Genomic DNA, 25,826 nt, shown 5'->3' on the forward strand with positions numbered 1-25,826 from the left:
CGACAAGGAGCACCGTGAGCAGAACCGACATCGAGGCGGTCGAAGAGGTCAACACGGCCTTCTACGAGGCAATGGAGCGGGGGGACTTCGACTCACTGTCGGCGCTCTGGCTGGAGGACGAGATCTCCTGCGTCCACCCCGGCTGGCCGGTGCTCTCGGGCCGCGGCGAGGTCCTGCGCTCGTACGCGCTCATCATGTCGCACACCGACTACATCCAGTTCTTCCTCACCGACACCAAAGTGGCCGTCATAGGTGATACCGCCCTGGTGACGTGTACGGAGAACATCCTCAGCGGAGGCCCCGCCGAGGACGGCGGGGAACTCGGCCCGCTCGTCGGTCAGCTGGTCGTCGCGACGAATGTGTTCCGACGCACATCCGAGGGCTGGCGGCTCTGGTCCCACCACGGTTCTCCCGTCCTCACGGAGTCCGACGACGACGAGGAAGACGACGCCTCCTGACCCCTCCGGCGGGGTGCGGACTATTTCGCAGGTAAATTCGAAGACGGACGACGCCGACCGCACTCGGCGCAGCCATGGCCCCGGGGAGCCCCGGGACCGGAAGCACCTACGAAAGCAGGAGTGATTCGCGTGGATCGTGTCGCGCTGCGCGGCCTCAAGGCTCGCGGGCACCACGGCGTCTTCCCCCGGGAACGCGAGGAAGGCCAGACCTTCATCGTCGACCTCGTGCTGCACCTCGACACCCGCCCCGCGGCGGCCGGAGACGACCTGGCTAAGACCGTGCATTACGGGGTAGTCGCGGAGGAAGTCGTCGACGTGGTCCAGGGTGAGCCCGTCGACCTCATCGAGACCCTCGCCGAGCGGATCGCCCAGCAGTGCCTCAAGCACGAAGCGGTGGCGCAGGTGGAGGTCGTCGTCCACAAGCCGGACGCGCCCATCACCGTCCCCTTCGACGACGTGACCATCACGATCACCCGGAGCCGCGCATGAACAACGGACTGAACGCACCGAGCGACCCCACCGTCCAGCCGGTACCCGCCTCCGTCGTCGAGACGGTCGACGCGGCGGACGTGACCCTGTCCAACCCCAAATGGGCCGTCATCGCGCTCGGCGCGAACCTCGGCAACCGGCTGGAGACCCTTCAGGGCGCCATCGACGCACTCGGTGACACCCCCGGCATGCGGGTCAAGGCCGTGTCCCCGGTCTACGAGACCGAGCCGTGGGGCGTCGAGCCCGGCTCGCAGCCCTCGTACCTCAACGCGGTCGTCGCCGTGAAGACCACCCTGCCGCCCTCCTCGCTCCTGGAGCGCGCGCACGCCGTCGAGGAGGCGTTCGACCGCGTCCGCGAGGAGCGCTGGGGCCCCCGCACGATCGACGTGGACATCGTCGCGTACGCCGACCGCGTCTCCGACGACCCGGTCCTCACCCTCCCGCACCCGCGCGCCCACCAGCGGGCCTTCGTGCTGGCCCCCTGGCACGACATCGACCCGGAGGCCCGGATCCCCGGCCACGGACCGGTCACCTCGCTGCTGGCCGAAATCGGCCTGGTCGGCGTGACGCCGCGCCCCGACCTGGAACTCCACCTCCCCGAGTAGTCGTTAGCCTGTTCACGGCTACTCGCTGAAAGTGGGGAACAGGCAAGTGAAGCAACTGAGGCCGGGGGTCCTGGCGGGCATCTTCGTGGTCGCCGGGATCCTGTCCTGGGCGGGCGCACGCCTGTGGAACGCCTACGGCACCCTGCCGGGCGTTCCGCTGGCCGCTCCGATCGTCCTGGGCATCATCGCGGCGGTGCTGCTGGCCACGGCCCTGTCGATGCGCGCCCGCCTCAAGGCCCAGCGCGAGCGCCGCCCCGGCGCCAAGGGCGTGGAGCCGCTGATGGCGGCCCGCGCGGTGGTCTTCGGCCAGGCCAGTGCCCTGGTGGCGGCGCTGGTGGCGGGCATGTACGGCGGGGTGGGCGTCTTCCTGCTGACCGACTCCCTCGACATCCCCGCCCGCCGCGACCAGGCCTGGTACGCCGGCGCCTCGGTCCTGGCGGGAGCGGCCGTCATCGCCGCCGCCCTCTTCCTGGAGCACGTACTGAAGCTCCCCGAGGACGAGGACCCGGCCAAGGCCCCGGCCAAGGCTTAGGCCGTGTTTTAGAACTCGCTGACCTGCCTGGTTGGCCTTCCGGGGAAGTCGCGGGCGGCCATCCAGATGGTGAGGTCGCGGGCGATGTCGTTGATGCTGGTCGCCGTGGTGACCTCGTGCTCGTTGCGCGTGGTGTCACGGCGGACGATCTCGTAACCGCCTTCGTCCAGGACGGCCACGGAGGCGAACCAGACAGGGTCGTCCTCGTCGGGCTGGACGACCACGAAGGTGTTGTCGGAGTCGTTGAGTTCGCTGATCAGCATGAACAGCGCATCCTCGGAGGGGTCGTCGATGCGGTCGCCGCTCTCGCTGTCGGCGCCGTAGTACTGAGCCCCCATCGTTGCCTTCCCCTCGCCTGTTCACCTGGGTCGCGGTCAGCATGGCATGAGGAACCGACAGCTCAGAGCGGTCATAGCCATTCGCCGATCGCGGCGATCAGGACGGTGGCCTCGAAGCGGACCGCGAGTTTGTCGAACCGGGTGGCGACCGCCCGGTTGCGCTTGAGCCGGTTGATCCCGCACTCGACCGCGTGCCGGGCCTTGTAGTCCTCGCGGTCGAAAGCCGGGGGCCGCCCGCCGGCCTTCCCGCGCCGTTTGCGGTTGGCGGCCTGGTCGGCAGGCTCCGGGATCGTGCACCGGATTCCCCGCTTCCGCAGGTAGGCTCGGTTGGCGCGGGAGGAGTACGCCTTGTCGCCCCGCACTCGCAACGGCCGGACACGGGGACGGCCTCGTCCGGTGCGAGGGACTCGGATGCCTTCCAGGACAGCGGCGAACTGAGGACTGTCACCACGCTGACCTGCGGTGACCAGCAAGGACAGCGGCCGTTGGCCTTGCTCGCAGGCGAGATGAATCTTGGTGGTGAAACCTCCCCGGGACCGGCCCAGGCCGTGGTCGTCGGGCTCGGTGCGGGTTCCGCCAGGCGGTTCCTTCTGGGCCTGTCCGTCGCGGCGGGCGCCTGCGGCGTGCTGATGGGCCCGGCAGATCGTGGAGTCGACGTTGATCTCCCACGTGATCAGCCCGGCTGCATCCGCCTGAGCCTGCAGCCGGGTCAGCAGCAAGTGCCAGATCCCGTCGCGCTGCCAGCGGCGGAAGAGTCCGTAGACCGTCTGCCACGGCCCGTATTCGAGTGGCAGATCCCGCCACGGAGCACCAGTCCGTGCCCGCCACCGGATGCCGTCGATCAGCTTCCGCCGACCCAGCGACCGCCTGCCCACCACCGCCACCGGCAGCAACGGCTCCAGCACCGCCCACTGCTCGTCAGAAAGATCCCCTCGCCCCACCCCGAGATCATCACGGCGCGAGACGAGGGAACGAGCCCACTTCTAAAACACGGCCTAGGGGGCGCCGTCGGCCCCGGCCGGGGCCGACGGGGACTACCCGGGGTACACGTACCCCAGCCACTCCCAGAGCCTGCGGCCGCCCGGCCCCTTGTCCTCCCAGTCGCAGAACTGGAGGTCCGCGAGGGCCCCGTCGACCGCGAAGAGGGACACCTCGCCGTCGTACCCCCCGTCGGCGTCACAGAGGGCGGCCCCGGCCACCACGGCCGTCCGCCTCTCCGTCGCAACCGCCGGCACGGCGTCCGTGTCCACGCTCAGGTACACGCACGGACACGCGCAGTCGCTCGCGCGCATCACCGTGTGCGGGATCTGGGCCCGGAAGCGCCGCTCGTCGTCCGAATCCCCGGCCAGCAGCAGCTGGAGCGTCCGCCGTACGTCCTCGTCCAGGGGCTCCCAGCCGTCCGGCCCGGGCACCGGTCAGCGAGCCATGATCAGGCTCATGGCCTCGTTGCGGGTGGCGGGGTCGCGGAGCTGGCCGCGGACCGCCGAGGTGATGGTCTTCGCGCCGGGCTTGCGGACGCCTCGCATGGTCATGCACATGTGCTCGCACTCGATGACCACGATGACCCCGCGCGGGTCCAGGATCTCCATCAGGGAGTCCGCGATCTGCGTGGTCAGACGCTCCTGCACCTGGGGGCGGCGGGCGAACACATCCACGAGGCGGGCCAGCTTCGACAGGCCGGTGATCTTGCCGTCGGTGGACGGGATGTAGCCGACGTGCGCCACCCCGTGGAAGGGGACCAGGTGGTGCTCACAGCTGGACATGACTTCGATGTCCTTCACGAGGACCATCTCGTCGTGGCCCAGGTCGAACGTCGTGGTCAGGACCTCTTCGGGCTTCTGGTAGAGGCCGGCGAATATCTCCCGGTACGAGCGCGCCACGCGCGCCGGGGTCTCCAGGAGGCCCTCGCGGTCCGGGTCCTCGCCGACCGCGATCAGGAGCTCACGGACCGCCGCCTCGGCGCGCTTCTCGTCGAACACGCCGATCGTGCCCTCGTCGCCGGTCAAGGTCACTGGGTCGGTCATCTCTTCCTCGTTCCTGTCCGCACACGCGGTCTTGCGAATGAGCCGCGCCCCCCAGGCTAGAACCTGGGGGGCGCGGCTTCCATTCCGGGTGGGGTGGGGCCCCTGGTTACTCGGGGCGGTCCTCCGGGGCCACCTCGATGCCCTTCTCCGTGGAGACGGGCGTGACCGCGGCCGACGTACCGTTCGCCGAGTTCGTCAGCTGGAGCTCCTTGGGAGAGAGCACCGGCGGACGGGTGGAGGGGGTACGGCGGGAGGAACCGGTCCACGCGGGGCGGGCCGGACGCTTCACGATCGTGGAGAAGATCTCGGCGATCTGCTCCTTGTTCAGCGTCTCCTTCTCCAGCAGCGCGAGAACCAGGTTGTCGAGGACGTCGCGGTTCTCGACCAGGATCTCCCAGGCCTCGTTGTGCGCGGTCTCGATGAGCTTCTTGACCTCTTCGTCGACCAGCGCCGCGACCTCTTCCGAGTAGTCCCGCGGGTGCGACATCTCGCGGCCCAGGAACGGCTCGGTGTTGTCGCCGCCGAACTTGATCGCACCGAGACGCTCGGTCATGCCGTACTGCGTGACCATGGCCCGCGCCGTGGCGGTGGCCTTCTCGATGTCGTTCGCCGCGCCGGTGGTCGGGTCGTGGAAGACCAGCTCCTCGGCCGCGCGCCCGCCCAGCATGTACGCCAGCTGGTCGAGCATCTCGTTGCGCGTGGTCGAGTACTTGTCCTCGTCGGGCAGGACCATGGTGTAACCCAGGGCCCGGCCGCGAGACAGGATCGTGATCTTGTGGACCGGGTCCGAGTTCGGCGAGGCCGCCGCGACCAGGGCGTGTCCGCCCTCGTGGTACGCGGTGATCTTCTTCTCCCGGTCCGACATGATCCGGGTCCGCTTCTGCGGGCCCGCCACGACGCGGTCGATCGCCTCGTCCAGCGAGTGGTTGTCGATCAGCTTCTTGTCCGAGCGGGCCGTCAGCAGCGCGGCCTCGTTCAGGACGTTGGAGAGATCGGCACCGGTGAAGCCGGGCGTGCGACGGGCGACGGCGCCCAGGTCGACGTCCGGGGCGACCGGCTTGCCCTTCTGGTGGACCTTGAGGATCTCCAGACGGCCCTGCATGTCGGGGCGGTCGACCGCGATCTGCCGGTCGAAGCGGCCCGGGCGCAGCAGCGCCGGGTCGAGGATGTCCGGGCGGTTCGTGGCGGCGATCAGGATGACGCCGCCCTTCACGTCGAAGCCGTCCATCTCGACCAGGAGCTGGTTGAGGGTCTGCTCGCGCTCGTCGTGACCGCCGCCGAGGCCCGCACCGCGGTGCCGGCCGACGGCGTCGATCTCGTCGACGAAGACGATCGCCGGCGCGTTGGCCTTGGCCTGCTCGAACAGGTCGCGGACACGCGAGGCACCGACACCGACGAACATCTCGACGAAGTCGGATCCGGAGATCGAGTAGAAGGGGACACCGGCCTCGCCCGCGACGGCACGCGCCAGCAGGGTCTTACCGGTGCCGGGCGGGCCGTACAGCAGCACGCCCTTGGGGATCTTGGCGCCGACGGCCTGGAACTTCGCCGGCTCCTGCAGGAACTCCTTGATCTCGTGGAGTTCCTCGACCGCCTCGTCCGAGCCCGCCACGTCGGCGAACGTCGTCTTCGGGGTGTCCTTGGTGATGAGCTTGGCCTTGGACTTCCCGAAGTTCATGACCCGGGAGCCGCCGCCCTGCATCTGGTTCATCAGGAACAGGAAGACCAGGACGATGAGGACGAACGGCAGGAGCGAGAGCAGCACGCTCAGGAACGGGCTGGTCTTGTCCGGGGTGACGGAGTACCCGTCCGGGATCTGACCGGCGTCGTACTTGGTCTGGAGGCTCTGGGCGAGCTGGACGCCCTGATCCCCGATGTAGTTGGCCTGGAACTTGGTGCCGTCGTGCTTGCCGAGCTTCTCGCCTTGCTTGAGCTCAATCTTGATCATCTGGCTGTCGCCGGTGGTCAGCTTGGCTGTCTCCACCTGGCCAGTGTTGATCGCCTTGATGACCTCGCTGGTGTCCACCGACTTGTAGCCGCCGCCGGAGCCGACGACATTCATCAACACGACCACGGCGAGGACGGCCAGCACGATCCACATGACCGGCCCACGGAAGTATCGCTTCACGTCCATCCATACGGGACGCCAGGCGTCCCGTCCCTCCTGCCCGTAGGTAAATGCTGCTGTGAGTAAAGACTGTTCTTCGGAATGTACCCCTGAATTGTCACCCGCGGCCCTGTGGGACGGCTGACAGACCCGCCTTCCCCTGCTCCAACGGCGGGAATCGCCCCCAGGTTCCCCGCGGGCCTGCCGGGGTTCCCGGGGACGGGAGCGGGAGCGGTGGCCGGATCAGCCGCCGTAGACGTGCGGGGCGAGCGTGCCGACGAACGGCAGGTTGCGGTACTTCTCCGCGTAGTCCAGGCCGTAGCCCACGACGAACTCGTTCGGGATGTCGAAGCCGACCCACTTCACGTCGATCGCGACCTTCGCGGCCTCGGGCTTGCGCAGCAGCGTGACGACCTCCAGGGAGGCCGGCTGGCGGGAGCCCAGGTTCGACAGGAGCCAGGACAGCGTCAGGCCCGAGTCGATGATGTCCTCGACGATCAGGACGTGCTTGTCCTTGATGTCGGTGTCCAGGTCCTTGAGGATCCGCACCACACCGGAGGACTGGGTCCCGGCGCCGTACGAGGACACCGCCATCCAGTCCATGGTGAGCGGGGTGGACAAGGCGCGCGCCAGGTCCGCCATCACCATCACGGCGCCCTTGAGCACACCGACGATGAGCAGGTCCTTGCCCGCGTACTCCGCGTCGATCTTCGCGGCCAGCTCGGCCAGCTTCGCGTCGATCTCTTCCTTGGTGATGAGCACCGACTGGAGGTCGCTGCCCATGTCCTTCTCGTCCACCCGCATCACTTTCGTTGTCGGCCGGGGCTCCGGGGGCGACCCCGGAGGACTCAGCCGTGTTTCAGCACCAATCAGCCCTGCCGGATGACAAGTCTGCCACCCTGCCGCTGGGCCTCGACCCGGCCGGGCAGGTTGATGGCGCCCTGACCGCGCCATCCGGTGATGAGACGGTCGACTTCTTCGATGTGGCGGGCGAAGAGGGAGCCCGCGGGGGACCCCGCCGCGACGACGGCCCTGCGCAGCACGCGGCGGCGGACGGCCGGGGGCAGGGCGTAGAGCTTGGCGCACTCCAGGCGGCCGTCCGCGTCGCGTACGCCGGTCTCCGCCTCGGCGGCCCAGGCGTCCAGGGCGTCGGCGTCGTCCCGGGAGAGCTGCGCGGTGCGGGCGAGCGCCTCGACGACTCCCTTGCCGAGCGCCTTTTCGAGGGCGGGCAGTCCCTCGTGGCGCAGCCGGGAGCGGGTGTAGGCGGGGTCGATGTTGTGCGGGTCGTCCCAGACGGGGAGGGACTGGACCATGCAGGCCTTGCGGGCGGTCTGCCGGTCGACCTGGAGGAAGGGGCGGCGGTAGCGGTTGGTGCGACGCGCGGTGCCGGGACCGCCGGAGACCTCGGGCATGCCGGAGAGCGAGCGGATGCCGGAGCCGCGGGCCAGGCCCAGCAGGACGGTTTCGGCTTGATCGTCCCGGGTGTGGCCGAGCAGCACCGCGGCGGCGCCGAGGCGGTCCGCGGCCTCGTCCAGGGCCCCGTAGCGGGCGTCGCGCGCGGCGGCCTCGGGGCCTCCGTCGCGCCCGACGCGCACGGCGACGGACTCCACCGGGTCGAGGCGCAGTGCGGTCATGCGGGTGACGACCTCGGCGGCGCGCAGGTCGGAGCCGGGCTGCAGTCCGTGGTCGACGGTGATGCCGCCGGCCCGGATGCCGAGCTTGGGGGCCTCGAAGGCGAGGGCGGAGGCGAGTGCCATGGAGTCGGCGCCGCCGGAGCAGGCGACGAGGACGAGCGGCAGGGAGCCCGCGGCGCGGCGGGGGCCGGCGGGGCTGCCTGTGTGGTCGGTGAGGTCGGTGAGGACGTCGTGGAGTACGCGGCGGACCGCCAGGCGTATCGCCGCGACCGCAGGATGGGGACCCATGTCCGGTGCCCTTCGATGGAGTTCGGATGCCTCGGAGGCGTTGGGGTGGTGTGCTGGGGTGCTGCTGCCCGGCTGCCCCCGCGGAACGGGAGGATGTCACTCAGAGTGCGTCGATGGTGACAGAACCGAGCCGTTCCCCGAGCATCGCACGCCCTTCCACGGCCCACGGTCCCTCGGATGGGTGACGCTGCTTCCCCCAGTGAGACATGTTTACGCCCCGTGTGTCACTCCGCTTCGCTCGGTTCGCTCCCCTTGCGGTGCACGCGTGCCACCCAGTCGGCGGGCCTGGCGATCTCGGCCTTGGTCGGCAGTGTGTTCGGGGAGGTCCACACCCGGTTGAAGCCGTCCATGCCGACCTGGCCGACGACGGCGCGGACGAAGCGCTCGCCGTCGCGGTACTGGCGCAGCTTGGCGTCGAGGCCCAGCAGCTTGCGCAGCGTGGCGTCGAGCCGCCCGGCGCCGCTGGCCCGGCGCTGCTGGAACTTCTCGCGGATCTCGGCGACCGAGGGCACCACCTGGGGACCGACCCCGTCCATGACGAAGTCGGCGTGCCCCTCCAGCAGGGACATGACGGCGGTGAGCCGGCCCAGGATCTCGCGCTGCTCGGGGGTCTGCACGAGCTCCACGAGCGAACGCCCCTCCTCGCCCTGCTCGGCGTCGGGGCGGGCGCCCGCGAAGGACTGGGCGGCCTCGCGGATCCGTTCCAGGACGGTGGACGGGTCCACCTCGGTGGCGCCGAGGAACGTCTGGATTTCGCCTTCGAGGTGGTCGCGCAGCCACGGGACGGCCGTGAACTGTGTACGGTGCGTCTCCTCGTGCAGGCAGACCCACAGCCGGAAGTCGTGCGGGTGCACGTCCAGCTCGCGCTCCACGTGCACGATGTTGGGCGCGACGAGCAGCAGCCGGCCGCCGGCGGCGGAGGCGGGCAGGTCACGGGAGACCGGCGCGAAGGTCTCGTACTGGCCCAGGACCCGGGAGGCCAGGAAGCTCAGCAGCATGCCCAGTTCGACGCCGGTGACCTTGCCGCCGACGGCGCCGAGGACGGCCCCGCCGGAGGCGCCCGCCCGGCGCTCCTGCATCTTGCCGAGGAGCGGCTGGAGCAGCTCGCGGAACCCGGCGACGTTGGCCTTGACCCAGCCGGCCCGGTCGACGACCAGGACGGGCGTGTCGGGGACGGCCGACCCCTCGGGGATCATCCGGGTGAACTCGCGCACGTGCCGTTCCGAGGTCCTGGCGTGCCGCCGCAGCTCGGCGACGACGGCTCGCGCCTCGTCCCGGGTGACCTCCGGGCCGGGTCGTACCAGCCGGGTCGCGGTCGCCACCGCGAGGTTCCAGTCGACCATCTCCGCACCACCGATGCTCGTCATGCGTCAACCGTACGTGGACCGGCCCTCCGGCGGACCCCCTACGAAGCGGTCGCGACGGCGGCGGCCAGCTTGTCGAGGGCCTTCTCGGCGCCCTCGGGGCCGGGGGTGTTCGCCGTCAGGAAGGCGAAGGCGAGGAGCCGGCCGGAGGAGTCGACGACCGTCCCGGAGAGGGAGTTCACCCCGGACAGGGTGCCGGTCTTGGCGCGGAGCAGGCCGGCCGCCGGGGAGCTGCCGGAGTTGCGGGCCTTGAGGGTTCCGGTGAATCCGGCGACGGGCAGTCCGGTGAGGACGGGTCTCAGCTCGGGGCGCTGGGGGTCGGCGGCCTTGCTGAGGAGCCCGGTGAGCAGGCCGGCGCTCACCTTGTCGGCGCGGTTCAGGCCGCTGCCGTCGGCGAAGCGGGAGCCGGCGGTGTCGATGCCGAGGGTGGTCAGCCGGTCGGTGACGGCCTTCTCGGCGCCCTCGAAGCTCGCGGGACGGCCGGAGGCGAGGGCGGTCTGCCGGGCGAGGGCCTCGGCGATGTCGTTGTCGCTGTTGGTCAGCATCCGCTCGACGAGCCCGGCGACCGGGGTGGAGAGGGTGACGGCCAGCGGCTGGACGCCGGCGGCGGCCTTGGCCTTCGCGGGTTCGCCGGTGACCTTGATGCCGCGTTCGGCCAGCAGGGTGCGGAAGGCCCGGGCGGCGTCCTCGGAGGGGTCGTCGGACCGGTCCACGGGCCCGGAGGCGGAGTCGTCGGGGCGGCCCTCGTCGGCCGTCAGGGCGGTCACCGGAGCGATGTTGGGGTTGGCGCCGATCGGGTGGCGGGCGGGGCCGGTGTAGAGGCTGTCGTCGTATCCCAGGGTCACGGTGTCGGTGCCGGCGGCCTTGAGGGCCTGCGCGGTGTCGGCGGCCAGGGCGACGAGGCTGCCGCCGGATCCGGCGGGGCTCTTCTTCTTCGCGGTGAGCGAGGGGTCGCCGCCGCCGACCAGGACGATCTGCCCGGGGGCGGCGCCGGGCGTGACGGTGGTCCTGATCCGGTGCTCGGGCCCGAGGGCGGCCAGCACGGCCGCGGCGGTGGCGATCTTGACGGTGGAGGCGGGGGTCATCGCGTCCCGCGCCCCGGACTCGTAGAGGACCTGCCCGGTGGCGGTGTCGACGACGGACGCGGTGCGGACGGTGCCGAGCGCGGGGTCGGCCAGCAGCGGCTTCAGCGCGGCGGCCAGGCCCCCGGCGGAGGCGGGCTCGGCGGGGGCGCTCTGTTCGCGCGGTGCGCCGGGGCCGATCGCTCCGAGCACCCCGGGGGCGCTGGGCGCCGCCTCGGGCAGGGCCCCGGAACCGGGCCCTCCATCGTGATCTGTGCCACCCGTACGGCTCCAGGAGGCGGCTCTGTCCCGCTCGGCCTTACGCTGGCCGGAGTCCCAAGGACCGGCGGCGGTCACCGCTGCCACCGACAGGGCGAGGCCGGCGACGGCCGACCCTGCGATGAGCTGCCACGTCTTGACCAATGGCACCTCGGACCAGCCCCTTTCGCGATCACACATATGCGTGAGGGACACTTAACCACTGCGTCTTGCCGCGAGCATGGCACCCCACCCGGCAGGGCTGGGACGGACGCCCACGCAGTTGAACCGACGCAGTCCCGAAGCAATGAAGCTGATCATGGAGGAGCAGGACGTGGAGTTCGACGTCACCATCGAGATCCCCAAGGGTTCGCGGAACAAGTACGAGGTGGACCACGAGACCGGCCGGATCCGTCTGGACCGTCGCCTCTTCACCTCGACCAGCTACCCGGCCGACTACGGCTTCGTCGAGAACACCCTCGGCGAGGACGGCGACCCGCTGGACGCGCTGGTCATCCTTGACGAGCCGACCTTCCCGGGCTGCCTGATCAAGTGCCGCGCGATCGGCATGTTCAACATGACGGACGAGGCGGGCGGCGACGCCAAGCTGCTGTGCGTGCCGGCCTCCGACCCGCGTGTCGAGCACCTGCGCGACATCCACCACGTGTCCGAGTTCGACCGCCTGGAGATCCAGCACTTCTTCGAGGTCTACAAGGACCTGGAGCCGGGCAAGTCCGTCGAGGGCGCGAACTGGGTCGGCCGCACCGAGGCCGAGGCCGAGATCGAGGCCTCGTTCAAGCGCCTGGAGGCGCAGGGCGGCCACCACTGAGCTCGCGCTCTGCGGTGACGGGCCGGGGTACTCCCCCGCGCCCCTCGTGACATGGCGGGCGGTATCCCTCCGGGATGCCGCCCGCCGTCGTGTTCGCGGGACGGGGCGGGGCGGTCGGGCCGGGCGTTGCGGGGTATCGGGTACGTGCTGGGCATGCGGCAGGAGGAAACGATTCCGCATACTGATACCCCGGATGATCACGGACTGGAGGACGCGTGGCGGAGGCCGACGGGGCGGAGGACAGGAAGCCCCAGTCCGACGAGGCGCACAGCGCCTTCACGCCGCCGCCCGGAATGGAGCCGGACGTTCCCGAGGAGGACCAGCCCACCTCGGAATTCGCCCGTCCGGCGGGCGCCGAACCTGTGGAGCCCGAGCCCGAGGGGTCGGCCTTCGCCGCCCCGGCCACCTACCGGGCCGCGCAGTCCCCGCCCGCCTACACCCCCGGCCAGGGCTTTCCCGTCGCGCAGATGAAGGAGTCGCCCTGGCAGGACCGCATGCGCACGATGCTGCGCATGCCGGTCGACGTACGCCCCGTGCCGGAGCTCGTGCAGCGCCACAGCGAGAGCGGGCCCGCCGTGGGCCGCGTGCTCGACCTGACCCTGCGCATCGGCGAGCTGCTGCTCGCGGGCGGTGAGGGCGCCGAGGACGTGGAGGCCGCGATGTTCGCGGTGGCCCGCTCCTACGGACTGGACCGCTGCGAGCCGACCGTCACCTTCACCATGCTGTCGATCACCCACCACCCCTCGCTGGTGGGCGACCCGGTCACGGCCAGCCGGACCGTGCGCCGCCGCGGCACCGACTACAACCGGCTCGCGGCCGTGTTCCGGCTCGTGGACGACATCAGCGCCCACGAGATCGACGTGACGCTGGAGGAGGCCTACCGGCGCCTCGCCGAGATCCGCCGCAACCGGCACCCGTACCCCGGCTGGATGCTCACGGCCTCCGCCGGACTGCTCGCCGGGGCCGCCTCCACCCTCGTCGGCGGTGGGGTCCTCGTCTTCTTCGCCGCTGCGATCGGCGCGGTCCTCGGTGACCGCCTGGCCTGGCTGTGCGCCGGGCGCGGGCTGCCCGAGTTCTACCAGTTCGTCGTCGCCGCGATGCCGCCCGCCGCCATCGGGGTGGCGCTGAACATGACCGCGATCGACGTCAAGGCCTCCGCCGTGATCACCGGCGGGCTGTTCGCGCTGCTGCCGGGACGGGCCGTGGTCGCGGCCGTGCAGGACGGCCTGACCGGCTACTACATCACCGCGTCCGCCCGGCTGCTGGAGGTCATGTACCTCTTCATCGGCATCATCATGGGCGTGCTGGTGGTGCTCTACGTGGGGCTGCAGTTCGACGCCTCGCCGCGGCCGGAGGAGGTCCTCCAGATCCAGCAGCGGCCGCTGATCCAGATCGCCGCCTCGATGGTGCTGGTGTTCACCTTCGCGATCCTGCTCCAGCAGGAACGCTCCACCGTGTGGATCGTGACCCTGAACGGCGCGGTCGCCTGGGTCACCTTCGGGGCCCTGCACTACGCGGGGGGCATCCCGCCCGTTCCGTCCACGGCCATCGCGGCCGGGCTGGTGGGCCTCTTCGGACAGCTCTTCTCGCGCTACCGGTTCGCCTCCGCCCTGCCGTACGTGACGGCCGCCATCGGCCCGCTGCTGCCCGGCTCGGCCGTCTACTACGGGCTGCTGCTGATCGCCGAGAACCGGCTGAACGAGGGCCTGGGCTCGCTGGTGAACGCCGCGGCCATCGCGCTGGCCATCGCGATCGGGGTCAACCTCGGCTCGGAGGCCTCGCGGCTGTTCATGCGCATCCCGGGGGCCACGAGTGCCGCCAAGCGCCGGGCGGCGAAGCGGACCCGCGGCTTCTGAGCGCTGCGTCTGCGGGTGCCCGTACGGGGCCGTCCGTGCGGGGCCGCCCGTACGCGGCCCCGTACGGACCCGTGCACGGGCACACGTACGCCCCGGGGCCTCTGGCGGGCCTCCGGGGCGTGACGGTCGTACGGGGGGTGCTGCGGGCGGGCCTCAGCGCTTGGCGTGGCGGCCGCGCGCGCCCGGGGCCTGCGGGGCGGAGCCGTCGGCCACGGCCTCGGCCGCCTCGGCGGCCGCCTTGCCCTCCTTGCGGGCCTTCAGCACCTCGAAGATCACCGGGATGACCGAGATCAGGACGATGCCCACCAGGATCGGCTCGACGTTCGTCTTGATGAACTCGATCTGCCCGAGCCAGTAGCCGGCGAGCGTCACGCCCGCACCCCAGCCGATGCCGCCGATGACGTTGTAGGTCAGGAAGGTGCGGTACTTCATCGTGCCGGCGCCCGCGACCATCGGGGCGAAGGTGCGGATGATCGGCACGAAGCGGGCCAGCACGATGGCCTTCGGGCCGTGCTTGTCCATGAATTCGTGCGCCTTGTCCAGGTTCTCCCGCTTGAAGAGCTTGGACTTCGGCCGGTTGAAGAGCTTCGGCCCGAAGAACTTGCCGATCATGTACCCGACCTGGTCACCGATGATCGCGGCGGCCACGATCAGGGTGCAGACCAGCCACAGCGGCTGCTTGATGTACTGCCCGTCCGCGACCAGCAGACCCGCCGTGAACAGCAGGGAGTCGCCGGGAAGGAAGGCGAAGAGCCCCGATTCGGCGAAGACGATGACCAGGATGCCGATCAGACCGAAGTGCGAGATCAGGTAGTCCGGGGACAGCCACTCTGGGCCGAGCGCAAGCGTATACACGGGTTCCGGGCTCTCCTGGAATCGGGGGGCGTACAGCGGAGGGGGCGGTTTCAATTATCAACGCACGCGACCCCCGCCCGGTTCCAGGGACCGGAGGGGGTCGCGCGGGTGATCATCCGGTTACGCCTTGCGCACCGCGTTCGCCAGGATCGCGTCCCGGACGTAGAAGGCGAGGCCCGGCCGGACGGCCTCGTAGTACTCCGTGAACCGCTCGTCCGCGACGTACATCTCGCCGAGGCAGGTGTGGATCTCGTACGTGCAGAAGTAGTAGCTGCCGTTGATCCAGCCGCGGTGCTCCTCGGCGAGGTCCATGGCCTCCTCGGACTCCGCGGGCGCGCCGGAGGCCAGCAGGTCCGCGAACCGCCGGTTGATGCCCTCGGCCTGCGCCTGCACCCGCTGCCAGTCCTCCTTCGTGTACGAGGCGGTCCGGCGCGCCGACTCCTTGTACGCGTCCGTTCCGCCCCAGCGGCGCTCCGCCTCCTCGGCGTGCTCGTCGGGATCGAAGTCCCCGAAGACCTCGAACTTCTCCTCGGGCGCGAGGTTGATGCCCATCTTCTTCGCCTCCATGGCGTGCTCGACGGCCTTGGCCATCTGCTGGAGCCGGTCGATCCGGTCGGTCAGCAGGGCATGCTGCCGGCGCAGATGCTCCCGCGGATCCGTCGCCGGGTCGTCCAGCAGGACCGCGACCTCGTCGAGGGGGAAGCCGAGCTCCCGGTAGAACAGGATCCGCTGCAGCCGGTCCAGGTCGGCGTCGTCGTACCGCCGGTGTCCCGCGCTGCTGCGGCCGCTCGGGGAGAGCAGCCCGATCTCGTCGTAGTGGTGCAGGGTGCGCACCGTGACTCCGGCGAAACCGGCGACCTGGCCCACGGAGTGGCTCATCTCTTCCGCCCTCTGGTTGGGTACGCCCTTCACTGTGGTCCCTCACGCGGCGTGAGGTGCAAGTCCGCTTCGGCGGCTACCTGCTCAGGCCCCGGAACCTGGCCACCGCCAGGGGGAAGAAGACCGCCAGCAGCAGGACCGGCCAGCCGACGGCGAGCAGCGCCGCGTGGTCACCGGCCCACGAGGTCCCGGCCGCGGCGGGATTGCCGAACAGGTCGCGGACCGCGGTCGCCGTCGCCGACATCGGGTTCCATTCCACCACCGTCCCCAGCCAGCCCGGCATCGCCTCCGGGGTGGCGAAGGCGTTGGAGAGGAAGCCCACCGGCCACACCAGGATCTGCACCGCCTGCACCATCTCCGGACGGCCCGCGAGCATGCCCAGGAAGATGCCGATCCACAGCATCGCGAAGCGCAGCAGCAGGAGCAGTGCGAAGGCGGACAGGGCGGCCGCCGGCGAGCCGTGCCAGCGCCAGCCCAGCAGCAGGCCGACGCCCGCGAGGACGGCGAGGCCCACCGCCGACTGGAGCATGTCCGCCGCGCTGCGGCCGACGAGGACCGCCGCCGAGGACATCGGCATGGCGCGGAACCGGTCGACGACCCCCTTGCCCAGGTCCTGGGTGACGGCGGTCATCGTCGCCTCCAGTCCGAAGGCCATGGTCAGCGCGAACATCCCGGGCACCAGGAACTCCACGTACTCGCCGTCGATCCCGCGCCCGCCGCCGATCAGGAAGCCGAACATCAGCAGCAGCATGACCGGGAAGACCAGTCCGACGACCATCTGGACCGGCCGGCGCGCCCAGTGCGCGAGCTCGCGCCGGGTCATCGTCCAGGAGTCCGCGACCACCCATGCCGCGCTCATGCGGCCACCTCCGTGGCGTCCTTGCGGTCGGTCAGGTGCAGGAAGACCTCGTCGAGGGTGGGGCGGCGGACCGCGAGGTCCAGCGCCTCGATGTCCGCGCCCTCCAGCGCGCGCAGGGTCAGGGACAGGCCCGCCATCCGGTCCGCGACCGGAAAGCTCAGGGTCAGGGTGTCCGGGTCCACGGCCGGGTCCGGCAGCAGCGCCGCCGCCTGCCCGAGCCGCGCCGCGTCCCGCAGGACGACGACGATACGGTCCGCCCCGACGCGGGCCTTCAGCTCGTCGGCCGTACCCTCGGCCGCCACCCGGCCCGCGTCGATCAGGGTGATGCGGTCCGCCAGCTGGTCGGCCTCCTCCAGGTACTGCGTGGTCAGCAGGACGGTGGTGCCGCCGCCGACGAGGGAGCGGACCGCGCTCCACACCTCGGTGCGGCCGCGCGGGTCGAGTCCGGTGGTCGGCTCGTCGAGGAAGAGCACCTCCGGCTCGGTGATCAGGGACGCCGCCAGGTCGAGCCGGCGCCGCATGCCGCCGCTGTACTGCTTCACCGGCTTGCGGCCGGTGTCCGCGAGGCCGAAGCGGTCCAGCAGCGCGTCGGCCCGCAGTCCGGCCCGGCGTGCGCCCAGGTGGTGGAGGCGGCCGAACATCTCCAGGTTCTGCCGGCCGGACAGGTCCTCGTCGAGCGCCGCGTGCTGGCCGAGCAGCCCGATCCGGGCGCGGACGGCCGGCGCCTCGGTCCGTACGTCGTGACCCGCGACCCGGACCACGCCCTCGTCGTGCCGCAGCAGGGTGCTCATGACGCGCACCGCCGTGGTCTTTCCGGCTCCGTTGGGGCCGAGGACGGCGTGCACCGTCCCGGGCTTCACCTCCAGGTCGAGTCCCGCCAGCGCGGGCTTGTCGCCGTACCGCTTGCGGACACCTTCGACGAAGATCGCCAAAACCGCTCCCTCATTAGTCAAATTTGAGTAGCTGGGCGCTCAAGGTAATGCCCGCCTTCCGGCTAGTCAAACTTGATTACGCATCCTGCTGCGCGGCGTAGGGATTCTCCTGGCCGTCCGCGAGGACGCCCACGAACGGTTCGCCGCCCTCACCGGCGAAGGAGTACGCGCCCCCTTCGATCCGGGCGACCAGACCCCGCGTCCACTCCGCCTCGGCATCCGCGGAGTGGACCCACATGTGCATGATCTCGCCGATGTGGCCCAGCGCCTCCGGGCCGCCCTCCGGCGTGTAGTAGTCCGTGACCGACGACCGCCAGAGGGCCAGCTTCGCCATCCGCTCCCGGAGCAGCGCGAGCACCTCCGCCCGCGGCAGATCGACCATGAAGCCGATCGCCGCGGACAGCACGTCCGTCTTCTGGTCGTACGCCGCGAGGGCCTCGCGCAGCAGCCGGAAGTACTCCTCGCGGCCCGCGTCCGTCACCTCGTACTCGGTGCGCGGAGGCCCGCCCGCGGCGCTCGGCGCCACCTCGTGCGCGTGCAGGACTCCCTGCTTCGCCATCTGCTTGAGCGCGTGGTAGATCGATCCGGGCTTGGTGTTCGACCACTCGTGGGCGCCCCAGTACTCCAGGTCGTTGCGGACCTGGTACCCGTGGGCCCGCCCGTGCTGGCGGACCGCACCGAGGACAAGAAGCCGGATCGCTGACATGGGGCCAGGCTAAGCCCCCACCGTCTAGCCCATCGCCTTGGTGCCGTCGAGGGATTCGCGGACGATGTCCGCGTGGCCCGCGTGCCGGGCGAACTCCTCCACCAGGTGCAGGAGCATCCAGCGCATCGAGACCTTGGCGTCCTTGGGGAACCAGGGCGCCGGCGGCAGCGGGAAGGTGTCGTCCAGACTCGGGACGGCGGCGATGAAGGCGGCCGTCTGCTGCGCGACCTCGTCCCAGAAGGCGAGGACCGACGGGATGGACTCGCCGTCGACCAGGCGGAAGCCCTCGCCCCAGGTCTCCTGGCTGCGCTGCCGCTCGTTGGGCGTCTGCTGGGCGAGGCGCAGCCAGTTCAGCTCGACCTCGGCCACGTGCTTGAGCAGCCCGGACAGGCTGAGCTCGCTGGCGCTCGGGCGGCTCGCGGCCTGCTCCTCGCCGAGACCGAGGAGCGATTCGCGGATCGCCGTGCGCTGGGCTTCGACGAAAGCGAGGAGAGTGCCGCGCTCGTCGCCGAGGACTTCGGTGGAAATCTGAGCCATGACCGACCGCCTTATGCGTGAGGTGCCGTGCCGGGGGGCTTCTTCCCCCCGACACGACCCACGCTACGGAGCATCGAGGTCAGACTCTGTCCTCATTGGCCGTTCAGTTGCCTTCGATTTCGCCGTCGGGGTGGATCGCCGGCAGCGCGGTGGCGGGCTTGGGGAGCAGGGCCTTGGAGAGGTCCTGCCTGCCCGTCGGGTCGAGCCCGTACATCGCCTCGTAGATGCTGCGGACCGCAGGGCCGGACGCGCCCGAGCCGGTGCCGCCCTGGGAGATCGTCATGACGATCGCGTAGTCCTCGGTGTACGAGGCGAACCAGGAGGTGGTCTGCTTGCCCTGGACCTCGGCCGTGCCCGTCTTGGCGTGCATCGGGATCTGCTTCTGCGGCCAGCCGCCGAAGCGCCAGGCGGCGCTGCCGTTGGTGGCCACGCCGGCGAGGGCCTCGTCGATGTCGTCGCGGGTCTTCGCGTCCATCGGCAGCCTGCCCTGCTCCTTGGGCGCGATCTCCTGGACCGACTTCCCGTCGGCGCTGACGATCGCCTTGCCGATGCTGGGCTGGTGGAGCGTGCCGCCGTTGGCGATGGCCGAGTAGACGGAGGCCATCTGGATCGGGGTGACGAGCGTGTCGCCCTGTCCGATCGAGTAGTTGATGGCGTCACCCTCACGCATCTGGTTGCCCTGGCGGCAGTTCTCGTAGGCGATCTTCTCGGCGAAGGAGCCGTTCTTCTTGCCGTCACGGCACCATGCGTCCTTGTTCGCCTCGAAGAAGTCCTGCTTCCACTTCCGGTCGGGGACCCGGCCGGGGACCTCGTTCGGCAGGTCGATGCCCGTGCGCTTGCCGAGCCCGAACTCGTGGGCGGTCTTGAGGAACCAGTCGTTCGGGTCCTTCTTCGGCTTGATGCCGCCGTCCTTCTTCCACTCCCGGTCCGCGAGGGCGTAGTAGACGGTGTCGCAGGAGACCTCCAGCGCCCGGCCGATGGTGATGTCGCCGTGGCCCTGCGACTCGAAGTTGGTGAAGGTCTGGCTGCCGACCGAGTACGAGCTGGGGCAGGGGTAGCGGTCGTTGAACGGGTACCCGGCGTTGACCGCGGCCGTCGAGGTGACCACCTTGAAGATGGAGCCCGGTGCGGCCTGGCCCTGGATGGCCCGGTTCAGCAGCGGGTAGTTCGACTTCTTGTCGGTGAGACCGGCGTAGTCCTTGGCGGAGATGCCGCCCACCCAGGCGTTGGGGTCGTAGGTCGGGTTCGAGGCCATCGCCACGACCCGGCCGGTCTTGGTCTCCATCACCACGACGGCGCCCGAGTCGGCCTCGTAGTTGCGGCCGGTGTTCTTGTCGGGGACCTTGCGGGCCTCGATCATCGCGTTGTTCAGCTCGCGCTCGGCGACCGCCTGCACACGGGAGTCGATCGAGGTCACGATGTTCGAGCCGGGCTTCGCCGGGTCGGTCTCGCCCTGGCCGATGACCCGGCCGAGGTTGTCCACCTCGTAGCGGGTGATGCCGGCCTTGCCGCGCAGCTCCTTGTCGTACGTGCGCTCCAGGCCGGAGCGGCCGACCTGGTCGGACCGCAGGTACGGCGAGTCCGACTTCTTCGCCTTGGCGATCTCCTCGTCGGTGACCGGCGAGAGGTAGCCCAGCACCTGGGAGGTGTTGGCCTCGTCCGGGGCCGCGTACCGGCGCAGGGCGGTCGCCTCGGCCGTGATGCCCGGGAAGTCCTCGGGGTGCTCGCGGATCTGCAGGGCCTGCTCGGTGGTGGCCTCGTTGCTGACCGGGATCGGCTGGTAGGGGGAACCGTTCCAACAGGGCTGCTTGGTCTTGGCGTCGCAGAGCCGGACCTTGTCGATGACCTCCTGGGGGTCCGTGCCCAGCACCTCGGCGAGCCGGGTCAGCACCGACCTGCCCTTGTCCTTCATGGTGAGCAGTTCGGTACGGCTGGCGGAGACCACCAGGTGGGTCGCGTTGTCGGCGAGCGGAACCCCGCGCGAGTCCAGGATCGAGCCGCGCACGGCGGGCTGGACCACCTGCTGGACGTGGTTGTTCTTCGCCTCGTCCGTGTACTCCGAGCCATTGCGTATCTGGAGGTACCACAGGCGTCCGCCGAGCGTGAGCAACAGCGAGAAGACCACGATCTGGATGACGACGAGCCGGTTCTGGACCCGAGGGGTCCGGCCGGTCTCCGGTATGTTGCTCAACTCGTTCTCCCCCGGGCGGCTGCCTACGCCCGGCCGAGTCTAGGGGGACGAACTGTGTGACCTAGAACGGGAACGTGGTCCGGCCGTGCTGGACGGAGATCCACTTCTGGGTGGTGAACGCCTCGATCGTCGCCTCGCCGTTCAGCCGGCCCAGGCCCGAGGCCTTCTCGCCGCCGAAGGCGGCCAGCGGCTCGTCCCCGATCGTGGAGTCGTTGACGTGGATCATGCCCGTCTCGATCCGCTGGGCGAAGCGGACGCCCCGCTCCACGTCCCGGGTGTGCACGGCCCCGCTCAGCCCGTAGGGGGTCGCATTGGTCAGCCGTACGGCCTCGTCCTCGCCGTCGAAGACCACCAGCAGGGCCACCGGGCCGAAGATCTCCTGGCTCAGCAGCGGGGAGTCCTCGGGAATCCCGGCGAGCACCGTGGGTTCGACCAGGTTGCCGCGCGTAGACCCGCGTACGAGCGCCTGCGCGCCGGATTCCACGGCCTGGTCCACGAGCGCGGTCAGGGCGTCGGCCTGGAAGGAGTTGATCAGGGGGCCGATGTGGGTGTCGGCCTCGTGCGGGTCGCCGGTCTTCAGGGCGCGCACGCGGGCGGTGAACTTCTCGGTGAACTCCTCGGCGACGGAGGCGTCGACGAGGATCCGGTTGGCGGCCATGCAGACCTGGCCCTGGTAGACGAAGCGGCTGAAGACGGCCGCGTCCACCGCGTAGTCGAGGTCGGCGTCGTCGAGGACGACGAGCGCGCTGTTGCCGCTGAGCTCCAGGACCGTGCGCTTGAAGTGGCGGGCGGCGATCGCTCCGACGTGCCGGCCGACCCGGTCCGATCCCGCGAACGAGATGACCTTGGGGACGGGGTGGGTCAGGAGCGCGTCGCCTATCTCGGCGATGTCGGTGACGAGGACGTTCAGCAGGCCGGCCGGCAGCCCGGCGTCCTCGAAGATCCTGGCGATCAGACCGCCGCCGACGACCGGGGCGTTCTGGTTGGGCTTGATGACGACCGCGTTGCCCAGCGCCAGGGCCGGGGCGACCGACTTCAGCGTCACCAGGAAGGGGAAGTTGAAGGGGCTGATCACCGTGACGACGCCCACGGGGAGCCGCTGGACCCGGTTCTCCTTGCCCTCGACCGGCGAGGGCAGGATCCGCCCTTCGGGCCGGACGGCGAGCTGGAGGGACTCGCGGATGAACTCCATCGCGAGGTGGACCTCGTACTCGGCCTTGGGACGCGTCCCTCCGAGCTCGTCGATCATCGCCTCGACGATCTCCTTCTCGCGCTCCTCGGTGATCCGCAGGGCGCGCTCAAGGACGGCGCGTCTGATGTAGGGGCTGGTGGCGGCCCACTCGCGCTGGGCGCGCTCGGCGCCGCGGTAGGCCTGGTCCACCTGCTCGACGGTGGCCACCGTGATGGCCGCGAGCTTCTCCCCGTTGAAGGGGTTGACGTCGATGATGTCCCACGAACCGGTACCGGCCAGCCATTCGCCGTCGATGTACTGGTGAGCCAGGTCGCTGAATATGGACATGCCATCCCTTACTGCGAGCGCGCACCCGTGCGCTGCACCGGAGACCGATCGGTCATCATGCACTGATCAGACGTCATACTACGTGCCAATCAAGACAGTTGAAGCAGGCCGCGGAGAAGATCCCGCGTCCGTTCGGCATCGGGGCAGTCGGCCTGGAGCCGCTCCATCGCCCGCCCGTACTGCCCCACTTCCTCGCCCTTGTCCAGGTAGAGGGCACTGGTGAGCTGTTCCAGATAGACGATGTCCTGGAGGTCGGACTCGGGGAAGCGCAGCAGGGTGAAGGCTCCGCTCTCGCCCGCGTGGCCGCCGAAGGAGAAGGGCATCACCTGGAGCTGCACGTTGGGCCGCTGGGACACCTCGATGAGGTGCTCCAGCTGACCGCGCATGACCTCGCGGTCGCCGTACGGGCGGCGCAGCGCGGCCTCGTCGAGGACGGCGTGGAAGATGGGGGCGTTCTCCGAGACGAGGACCTTCTGGCGCTCCAGGCGCAGGGCGACGCGGCGGTCGATCTCGGCGGCGGTGGCGCCGGGCATGCCGCGGCTGACGACGGCGTGGGCGTAGGCCTCGGTCTGCAGCAGTCCGTGGACGAACTGGACTTCGTAGATCCGGATGAGCGAGGCGGCGCCCTCCAGGCCGATGTACGTCTGGAACCACCCCGGCAGCACGTCACCGTAACTGTGCCACCAGCCGGTCGCGTTGGCCTCCCGGACCAGTCCGAGCAGCGACTCGCGCTCCGTGCTGTCCGTGACTCCGTAGAGCGTGAGGAGGTCCTCGACGTCCCTGGCCTTGAAGCTCACCCTTCCCAACTCCAAGCGGCTGATCTTCGATTCGGATGCGCGGATCGAGTAGCCGGCCGCCTCACGGGTGATGCCGCGGGATTCTCGGAGTCGCCTGAGCTGGGAGCCCAGGAGGATGCGGCGCACCACAGAACCGCTTGCTTCTGCGGTCACTAGTACTGCCCTCCCCATCGCATTGGCGTGCGCGTGGTGTGCGCGAGCGTCTCGGGGCCCCCGTACCCCAGGGGCCGCAGTCTGCCACCAAAACGCACCGGCCCGTACTCGTTCTGTAACGGAATCCTGTCTGCGGGAAAAGAAGTCCGTAAGTATGCGTAGGAAGAAATGAGTCAGAACCGTCACGGGAGGGGACAGGTCCGGCGCGTGCACGTGCATCTGCCCTTGCATCCGGCTCCGGCATTCGGAACGATGGTCCCCGCGCACCTGCGTGCTGTTCGCGCCGGCGCCGGACCCACCCCGCAGTTCTTTCTGGACGGAGACGACCGCTCCGCCCGCGAATCCCGGGAGTGCCTCGCATGGGGACGAATGGATCGACCATGCTCGAGCCGTTACGGCAGGGGCTGCCCCCGGTCGACCCCACGGCTGTCTCCGGGTCCGCCTCCTGCGCCCTGCCCGCCCGCTACGAAGCGGTGCGCGGAGCACGCTCCTTCTGTCGCTCGACCCTGTCCCAGTGGGGCCTCGACGACCGCTTCGACGACGTGGCCCTGGTCGTCTCCGAGCTCGTCACCAACGCGCTGCGCCATGCCCTCCCCGAGGACGCGCGGGGCGCGGACGCCGAGCCGGAGCCGCCGGTACGGCTGCACCTGATGCGGTGGAGCACGCGGCTGGTGTGCGCGGTGCGGGACCCCAGCGAGGACCGGCCCGGCGGGGCCTTCTCACCGGAGCGCACCGAGGAGAACTTCGACCTGGAGTCCGGGCGCGGGCTGTTCCTGGTGGACTCGTACAGCGACAGCTGGGGCTGGCACCCGCTGGCGGGGCGACTGACCGGCAAGGTGGTCTGGGCGCTCTTCCTGCTCCAGGACTGAGCGCGCGACAACCGCCGACGCCCGCCGGCAAGTGGCACGGAACAGGACAACTGGCCGGGACCGATCCTTGCGATCGGTCCCGGCCAGTGCACGTGCATGGCCTGATGGATGCGCTGTTCCGTCAGCTGATCAGGTGATCGAACTCGCCGTCCTTGACGCCCAGGAGCAGGGCCTCTATCTCGGCAGGCGTGTAGACGAGCGCCGGTCCGTCGGGAAAGCGCGAATTGCGCATGGCGACATCGCCTCCCGGCAGCCGTGCGAACTCCACGCAGGAACCCTGCGAGTTGCTGTGTCTGCTCTTCTGCCACGTCAGCTCAAACAAGGTAGCGAGTTCTGCAGCTGCCATCCCGTTGTACGCGTGGTCCACAGGAAGCCCCCGATAGTGCAGATGTCAACTCCTCCGGATCATAGCTGTGTTCACGAGCCGCTGCATGGGCAGATGCACGTGCACGCGGGGTGGTCCGTTGATCACGGACAGATCCGTACTCAGGAGTAAAGAGCGCCTAGCGAGGCAGCTGGTTCCGCCTGCCGACCATGTGGGCGCGGTCCGCGGCCGCCGTGCCGTCCTCCCAGCCCGCGTGGTCGGTGGCGCCGCGCAGCCTGGTCGTGGTGGTCCGGGGGAACATCTCCTCCGCCCGCGAGGTGACCGCCACGTCTCGGGCCACCAGGGCCGGCAGGTTGTCGGGGGCCTCGGTCGCCGTGTGCTCGGCGGTCTCGGTGAGCCGCTGGCCGAGCCGGCTGGCGTAGGCGAGCAGGAAGGACTGCCTGAAGGTCTTCGTCCGCTTGCGCCCGCCGGAGCGCTGCGCGGCCTCCGCGCGGGTCATCGCCGCCGTGCCCTGCACGAGCAGCGAGGTGTACAGCAGCTCCACCGCCTCCAGGTCGCTCTCGAAGCCGACCACGGTGGAGAACTCGAAGCCGCTGTTCCACACCGCCCGGCAGCGGTTGGCGGTGGCCACCGCGTCGAGCAGCACGGCCTTCGCCTCCTCGTACGGCGGCTCGACACCGATCCGGCAGGCCCCCGGGACCTGCGCCGGGCCGCCCCCGCGGGCGGCCAGCAGCGCCTCGTCGACGGTGTGCCGGGCCATCAGCTCCTGGGCCTTGGCGCTGAGCGCCTCCGCCTCCTCCGGGAAGGTGGTCGCCTCGGCCTTGGCGAGCAGGGCCCGGATCCGGCCCAGCATGCGCGGCTCGATGTGGGCGTGCTCGGCGAGCGCGTCGGCGGGGTCGCCGGGGAGCGGCCCCACCGGCTCGATCGAGGGCAGCCGTATCAGCAGCCGCAGCACCTCCAGGAAGGCGGTGGCCAGCGTGAACCGGTCGGCCCGTTCCCGCTGCGCGAGCCGGTCGGCGTACTCCTCGTCGCCCTTCCACCACACCTCGGCGGCGCCCCAGCGCGCCGGGAGCCGGGCGTAGCGGCGCGCCTCGGCGGCGATCAGGTCCCCGGTGATCCGCTGGTGCCGTTCGTCGAGGTCCCGGCGGACCAGCCGCAGCACGTCGGCCGGCTGCCAGCCCCGCTCCCAGCCCTGGCGTACGTACGCCTCCCCGCGCGCCAGCAGCTCGCGCCCGACCGCGGGCCAGCCCCCCTGGTCCGCGACGAGCAGCGAGGCTCCGGTGTCCAGCCCGGCGTCGTCCTGGGCGTAGAGGGCGGCGGCGAAGGCTCGGTCGACGGTCTCGGCAAGGTCTCTCACACCT

The 25,826-nt window shown here is 70.4% G+C and carries 27 protein-coding genes; 7 read left to right on the top strand and 20 right to left on the bottom strand.

Annotated features, from left to right (window positions below; all coding sequences use genetic code 11):
- The first annotated feature begins 14 nt into the window (after positions 1–14).
- The 4 genes from Sspor_RS20235 to Sspor_RS20250 all read left to right on the top strand — a co-directional run bounded on the left by Sspor_RS20235 (position 15) and on the right by Sspor_RS20250 (position 2,084).
- Positions 15–458: a nuclear transport factor 2 family protein gene (locus tag Sspor_RS20235; RefSeq protein ID WP_202200389.1), complete on the top strand. Its 444-nt coding sequence runs from the start codon at positions 15–17 to the stop codon at positions 456–458.
- Positions 459–587: 129 nt separating this feature from the next.
- Positions 588–947, top strand: a complete 360-nt coding sequence (gene folB / locus Sspor_RS20240; protein ID WP_030010912.1) for a dihydroneopterin aldolase — start codon at positions 588–590, stop codon at positions 945–947.
- Positions 944–1,552 (top strand): 2-amino-4-hydroxy-6-hydroxymethyldihydropteridine diphosphokinase, encoded by a 609-nt coding sequence (gene folK / locus Sspor_RS20245; RefSeq protein WP_202200390.1) that lies wholly within the window; start codon positions 944–946, stop codon positions 1,550–1,552. The genes folB and folK overlap by 4 nt, the downstream gene beginning before the upstream one ends.
- A 46-nt stretch (positions 1,553–1,598) precedes the next feature.
- Positions 1,599–2,084 (top strand): DUF3180 domain-containing protein, encoded by a 486-nt coding sequence (locus tag Sspor_RS20250; protein ID WP_202200391.1) that lies wholly within the window; start codon positions 1,599–1,601, stop codon positions 2,082–2,084.
- Positions 2,085–2,092: 8 nt separating this feature from the next.
- Here the strand turns inward: Sspor_RS20250 and Sspor_RS20255 are convergent, their stop codons facing one another.
- From Sspor_RS20255 to dacB, 9 genes are all read right to left on the bottom strand, one after another.
- Entirely contained in the window at positions 2,093–2,422 is a 330-nt protein-coding gene (locus Sspor_RS20255; protein ID WP_030654589.1) for a hypothetical protein, read from the bottom strand.
- Between the two features lie 71 nt (positions 2,423–2,493).
- Positions 2,494–3,363 carry an IS5 family transposase gene (locus tag Sspor_RS20260; RefSeq protein ID WP_202197473.1) on the bottom strand — a complete coding sequence of 290 codons (870 nt, stop codon included), beginning with the start codon at positions 3,361–3,363 and terminating at the stop codon, positions 2,494–2,496.
- A gap of 93 nt (positions 3,364–3,456) precedes the next feature.
- Positions 3,457–3,834, bottom strand: coding sequence for a hypothetical protein (locus tag Sspor_RS20265; protein WP_202200392.1), 378 nt, complete (start codon positions 3,832–3,834; stop codon positions 3,457–3,459).
- Positions 3,835–3,837: 3 nt separating this feature from the next.
- Positions 3,838–4,446 carry a GTP cyclohydrolase I FolE gene (gene folE / locus Sspor_RS20270; RefSeq protein WP_030756162.1) on the bottom strand — a complete coding sequence of 203 codons (609 nt, stop codon included), beginning with the start codon at positions 4,444–4,446 and terminating at the stop codon, positions 3,838–3,840.
- Positions 4,447–4,552: 106 nt separating this feature from the next.
- Positions 4,553–6,580 carry an ATP-dependent zinc metalloprotease FtsH gene (gene ftsH / locus Sspor_RS20275; protein ID WP_202200393.1) on the bottom strand — a complete coding sequence of 676 codons (2,028 nt, stop codon included), beginning with the start codon at positions 6,578–6,580 and terminating at the stop codon, positions 4,553–4,555.
- 216 nt (positions 6,581–6,796) lie between these two features.
- Positions 6,797–7,357 (bottom strand): hypoxanthine phosphoribosyltransferase, encoded by a 561-nt coding sequence (hpt, locus tag Sspor_RS20280; protein WP_030228417.1) that lies wholly within the window; start codon positions 7,355–7,357, stop codon positions 6,797–6,799.
- A 65-nt stretch (positions 7,358–7,422) separates the two neighbouring features.
- Complete coding sequence (tilS, locus tag Sspor_RS20285) at positions 7,423–8,475, bottom strand: tRNA lysidine(34) synthetase TilS (protein WP_202200394.1); 1,053 nt, start codon at positions 8,473–8,475, stop codon at positions 7,423–7,425.
- 224 nt (positions 8,476–8,699) lie between these two features.
- Positions 8,700–9,842: an Rv3626c family coenzyme F420 biosynthesis-associated protein gene (locus Sspor_RS20290; RefSeq protein ID WP_202200395.1), complete on the bottom strand. Its 1,143-nt coding sequence runs from the start codon at positions 9,840–9,842 to the stop codon at positions 8,700–8,702.
- 38 nt (positions 9,843–9,880) lie between these two features.
- Entirely contained in the window at positions 9,881–11,359 is a 1,479-nt protein-coding gene (dacB, locus tag Sspor_RS20295; protein WP_202200396.1) for a D-alanyl-D-alanine carboxypeptidase/D-alanyl-D-alanine endopeptidase, read from the bottom strand.
- A 133-nt stretch (positions 11,360–11,492) separates the two neighbouring features.
- Here dacB and Sspor_RS20300 point away from each other — a divergent pair, with 133 nt between their 5' ends.
- Positions 11,493–11,987 carry an inorganic diphosphatase gene (locus Sspor_RS20300; protein WP_030756147.1) on the top strand — a complete coding sequence of 165 codons (495 nt, stop codon included), beginning with the start codon at positions 11,493–11,495 and terminating at the stop codon, positions 11,985–11,987.
- A 215-nt stretch (positions 11,988–12,202) separates the two neighbouring features.
- Complete coding sequence (locus Sspor_RS20305) at positions 12,203–13,843, top strand: threonine/serine exporter family protein (protein ID WP_237403940.1); 1,641 nt, start codon at positions 12,203–12,205, stop codon at positions 13,841–13,843.
- A 153-nt stretch (positions 13,844–13,996) separates the two neighbouring features.
- Here Sspor_RS20305 and Sspor_RS20310 read toward each other — a convergent pair whose 3' ends face one another.
- The 9 genes from Sspor_RS20310 to Sspor_RS20350 all read right to left on the bottom strand — a co-directional run bounded on the left by Sspor_RS20310 (position 13,997) and on the right by Sspor_RS20350 (position 23,289).
- Entirely contained in the window at positions 13,997–14,698 is a 702-nt protein-coding gene (locus tag Sspor_RS20310; RefSeq protein ID WP_202200397.1) for a DedA family protein, read from the bottom strand.
- A gap of 120 nt (positions 14,699–14,818) precedes the next feature.
- On the bottom strand, positions 14,819–15,577 hold the full coding sequence (locus Sspor_RS20315; protein WP_202200398.1) for a MerR family transcriptional regulator: 759 nt from the start codon (positions 15,575–15,577) through the stop codon (positions 14,819–14,821).
- A gap of 76 nt (positions 15,578–15,653) precedes the next feature.
- A complete protein-coding gene (locus tag Sspor_RS20320) occupies positions 15,654–16,436 on the bottom strand; it encodes an ABC transporter permease (protein WP_202200399.1) in 783 nt (260 codons plus the stop codon).
- Positions 16,433–17,368 (bottom strand): ATP-binding cassette domain-containing protein, encoded by a 936-nt coding sequence (locus Sspor_RS20325; protein WP_202200400.1) that lies wholly within the window; start codon positions 17,366–17,368, stop codon positions 16,433–16,435. The genes Sspor_RS20320 and Sspor_RS20325 overlap by 4 nt, the downstream gene beginning before the upstream one ends.
- A gap of 76 nt (positions 17,369–17,444) precedes the next feature.
- Positions 17,445–18,074 (bottom strand): PadR family transcriptional regulator, encoded by a 630-nt coding sequence (locus Sspor_RS20330; RefSeq protein WP_202200401.1) that lies wholly within the window; start codon positions 18,072–18,074, stop codon positions 17,445–17,447.
- A gap of 24 nt (positions 18,075–18,098) precedes the next feature.
- Positions 18,099–18,611 (bottom strand): DinB family protein, encoded by a 513-nt coding sequence (locus Sspor_RS20335; RefSeq protein WP_202200402.1) that lies wholly within the window; start codon positions 18,609–18,611, stop codon positions 18,099–18,101.
- 103 nt (positions 18,612–18,714) lie between these two features.
- Entirely contained in the window at positions 18,715–20,802 is a 2,088-nt protein-coding gene (gene mrdA, locus Sspor_RS20340) for a penicillin-binding protein 2 (RefSeq protein WP_202200403.1), read from the bottom strand.
- Between the two features lie 61 nt (positions 20,803–20,863).
- A complete protein-coding gene (locus Sspor_RS20345; RefSeq protein ID WP_202200404.1) occupies positions 20,864–22,321 on the bottom strand; it encodes an aldehyde dehydrogenase family protein in 1,458 nt (485 codons plus the stop codon).
- Positions 22,322–22,410: 89 nt separating this feature from the next.
- Positions 22,411–23,289 (bottom strand): Sco1979 family transcriptional regulator, encoded by an 879-nt coding sequence (locus Sspor_RS20350; RefSeq protein WP_202200405.1) that lies wholly within the window; start codon positions 23,287–23,289, stop codon positions 22,411–22,413.
- A gap of 341 nt (positions 23,290–23,630) precedes the next feature.
- On the opposite strand from Sspor_RS20350, the gene Sspor_RS20355 reads away from it, so the two are divergent.
- A complete protein-coding gene (locus Sspor_RS20355; RefSeq protein ID WP_094744647.1) occupies positions 23,631–24,140 on the top strand; it encodes an ATP-binding protein in 510 nt (169 codons plus the stop codon).
- Positions 24,141–24,261: 121 nt separating this feature from the next.
- On the opposite strand, the gene Sspor_RS20360 is transcribed toward Sspor_RS20355, so the two are convergent.
- Positions 24,262–24,507 (bottom strand): DUF397 domain-containing protein, encoded by a 246-nt coding sequence (locus Sspor_RS20360; protein ID WP_030726905.1) that lies wholly within the window; start codon positions 24,505–24,507, stop codon positions 24,262–24,264.
- A 136-nt stretch (positions 24,508–24,643) separates the two neighbouring features.
- Positions 24,644–25,822 carry a DUF2786 domain-containing protein gene (locus Sspor_RS20365; RefSeq protein WP_202200406.1) on the bottom strand — a complete coding sequence of 393 codons (1,179 nt, stop codon included), beginning with the start codon at positions 25,820–25,822 and terminating at the stop codon, positions 24,644–24,646.
- Positions 25,823–25,826: the final 4 nt, after the last annotated feature.

Source organism: Streptomyces spororaveus (genome assembly GCF_016755875.1).
Lineage (GTDB): Bacteria > Actinomycetota > Actinomycetes > Streptomycetales > Streptomycetaceae > Streptomyces > Streptomyces spororaveus.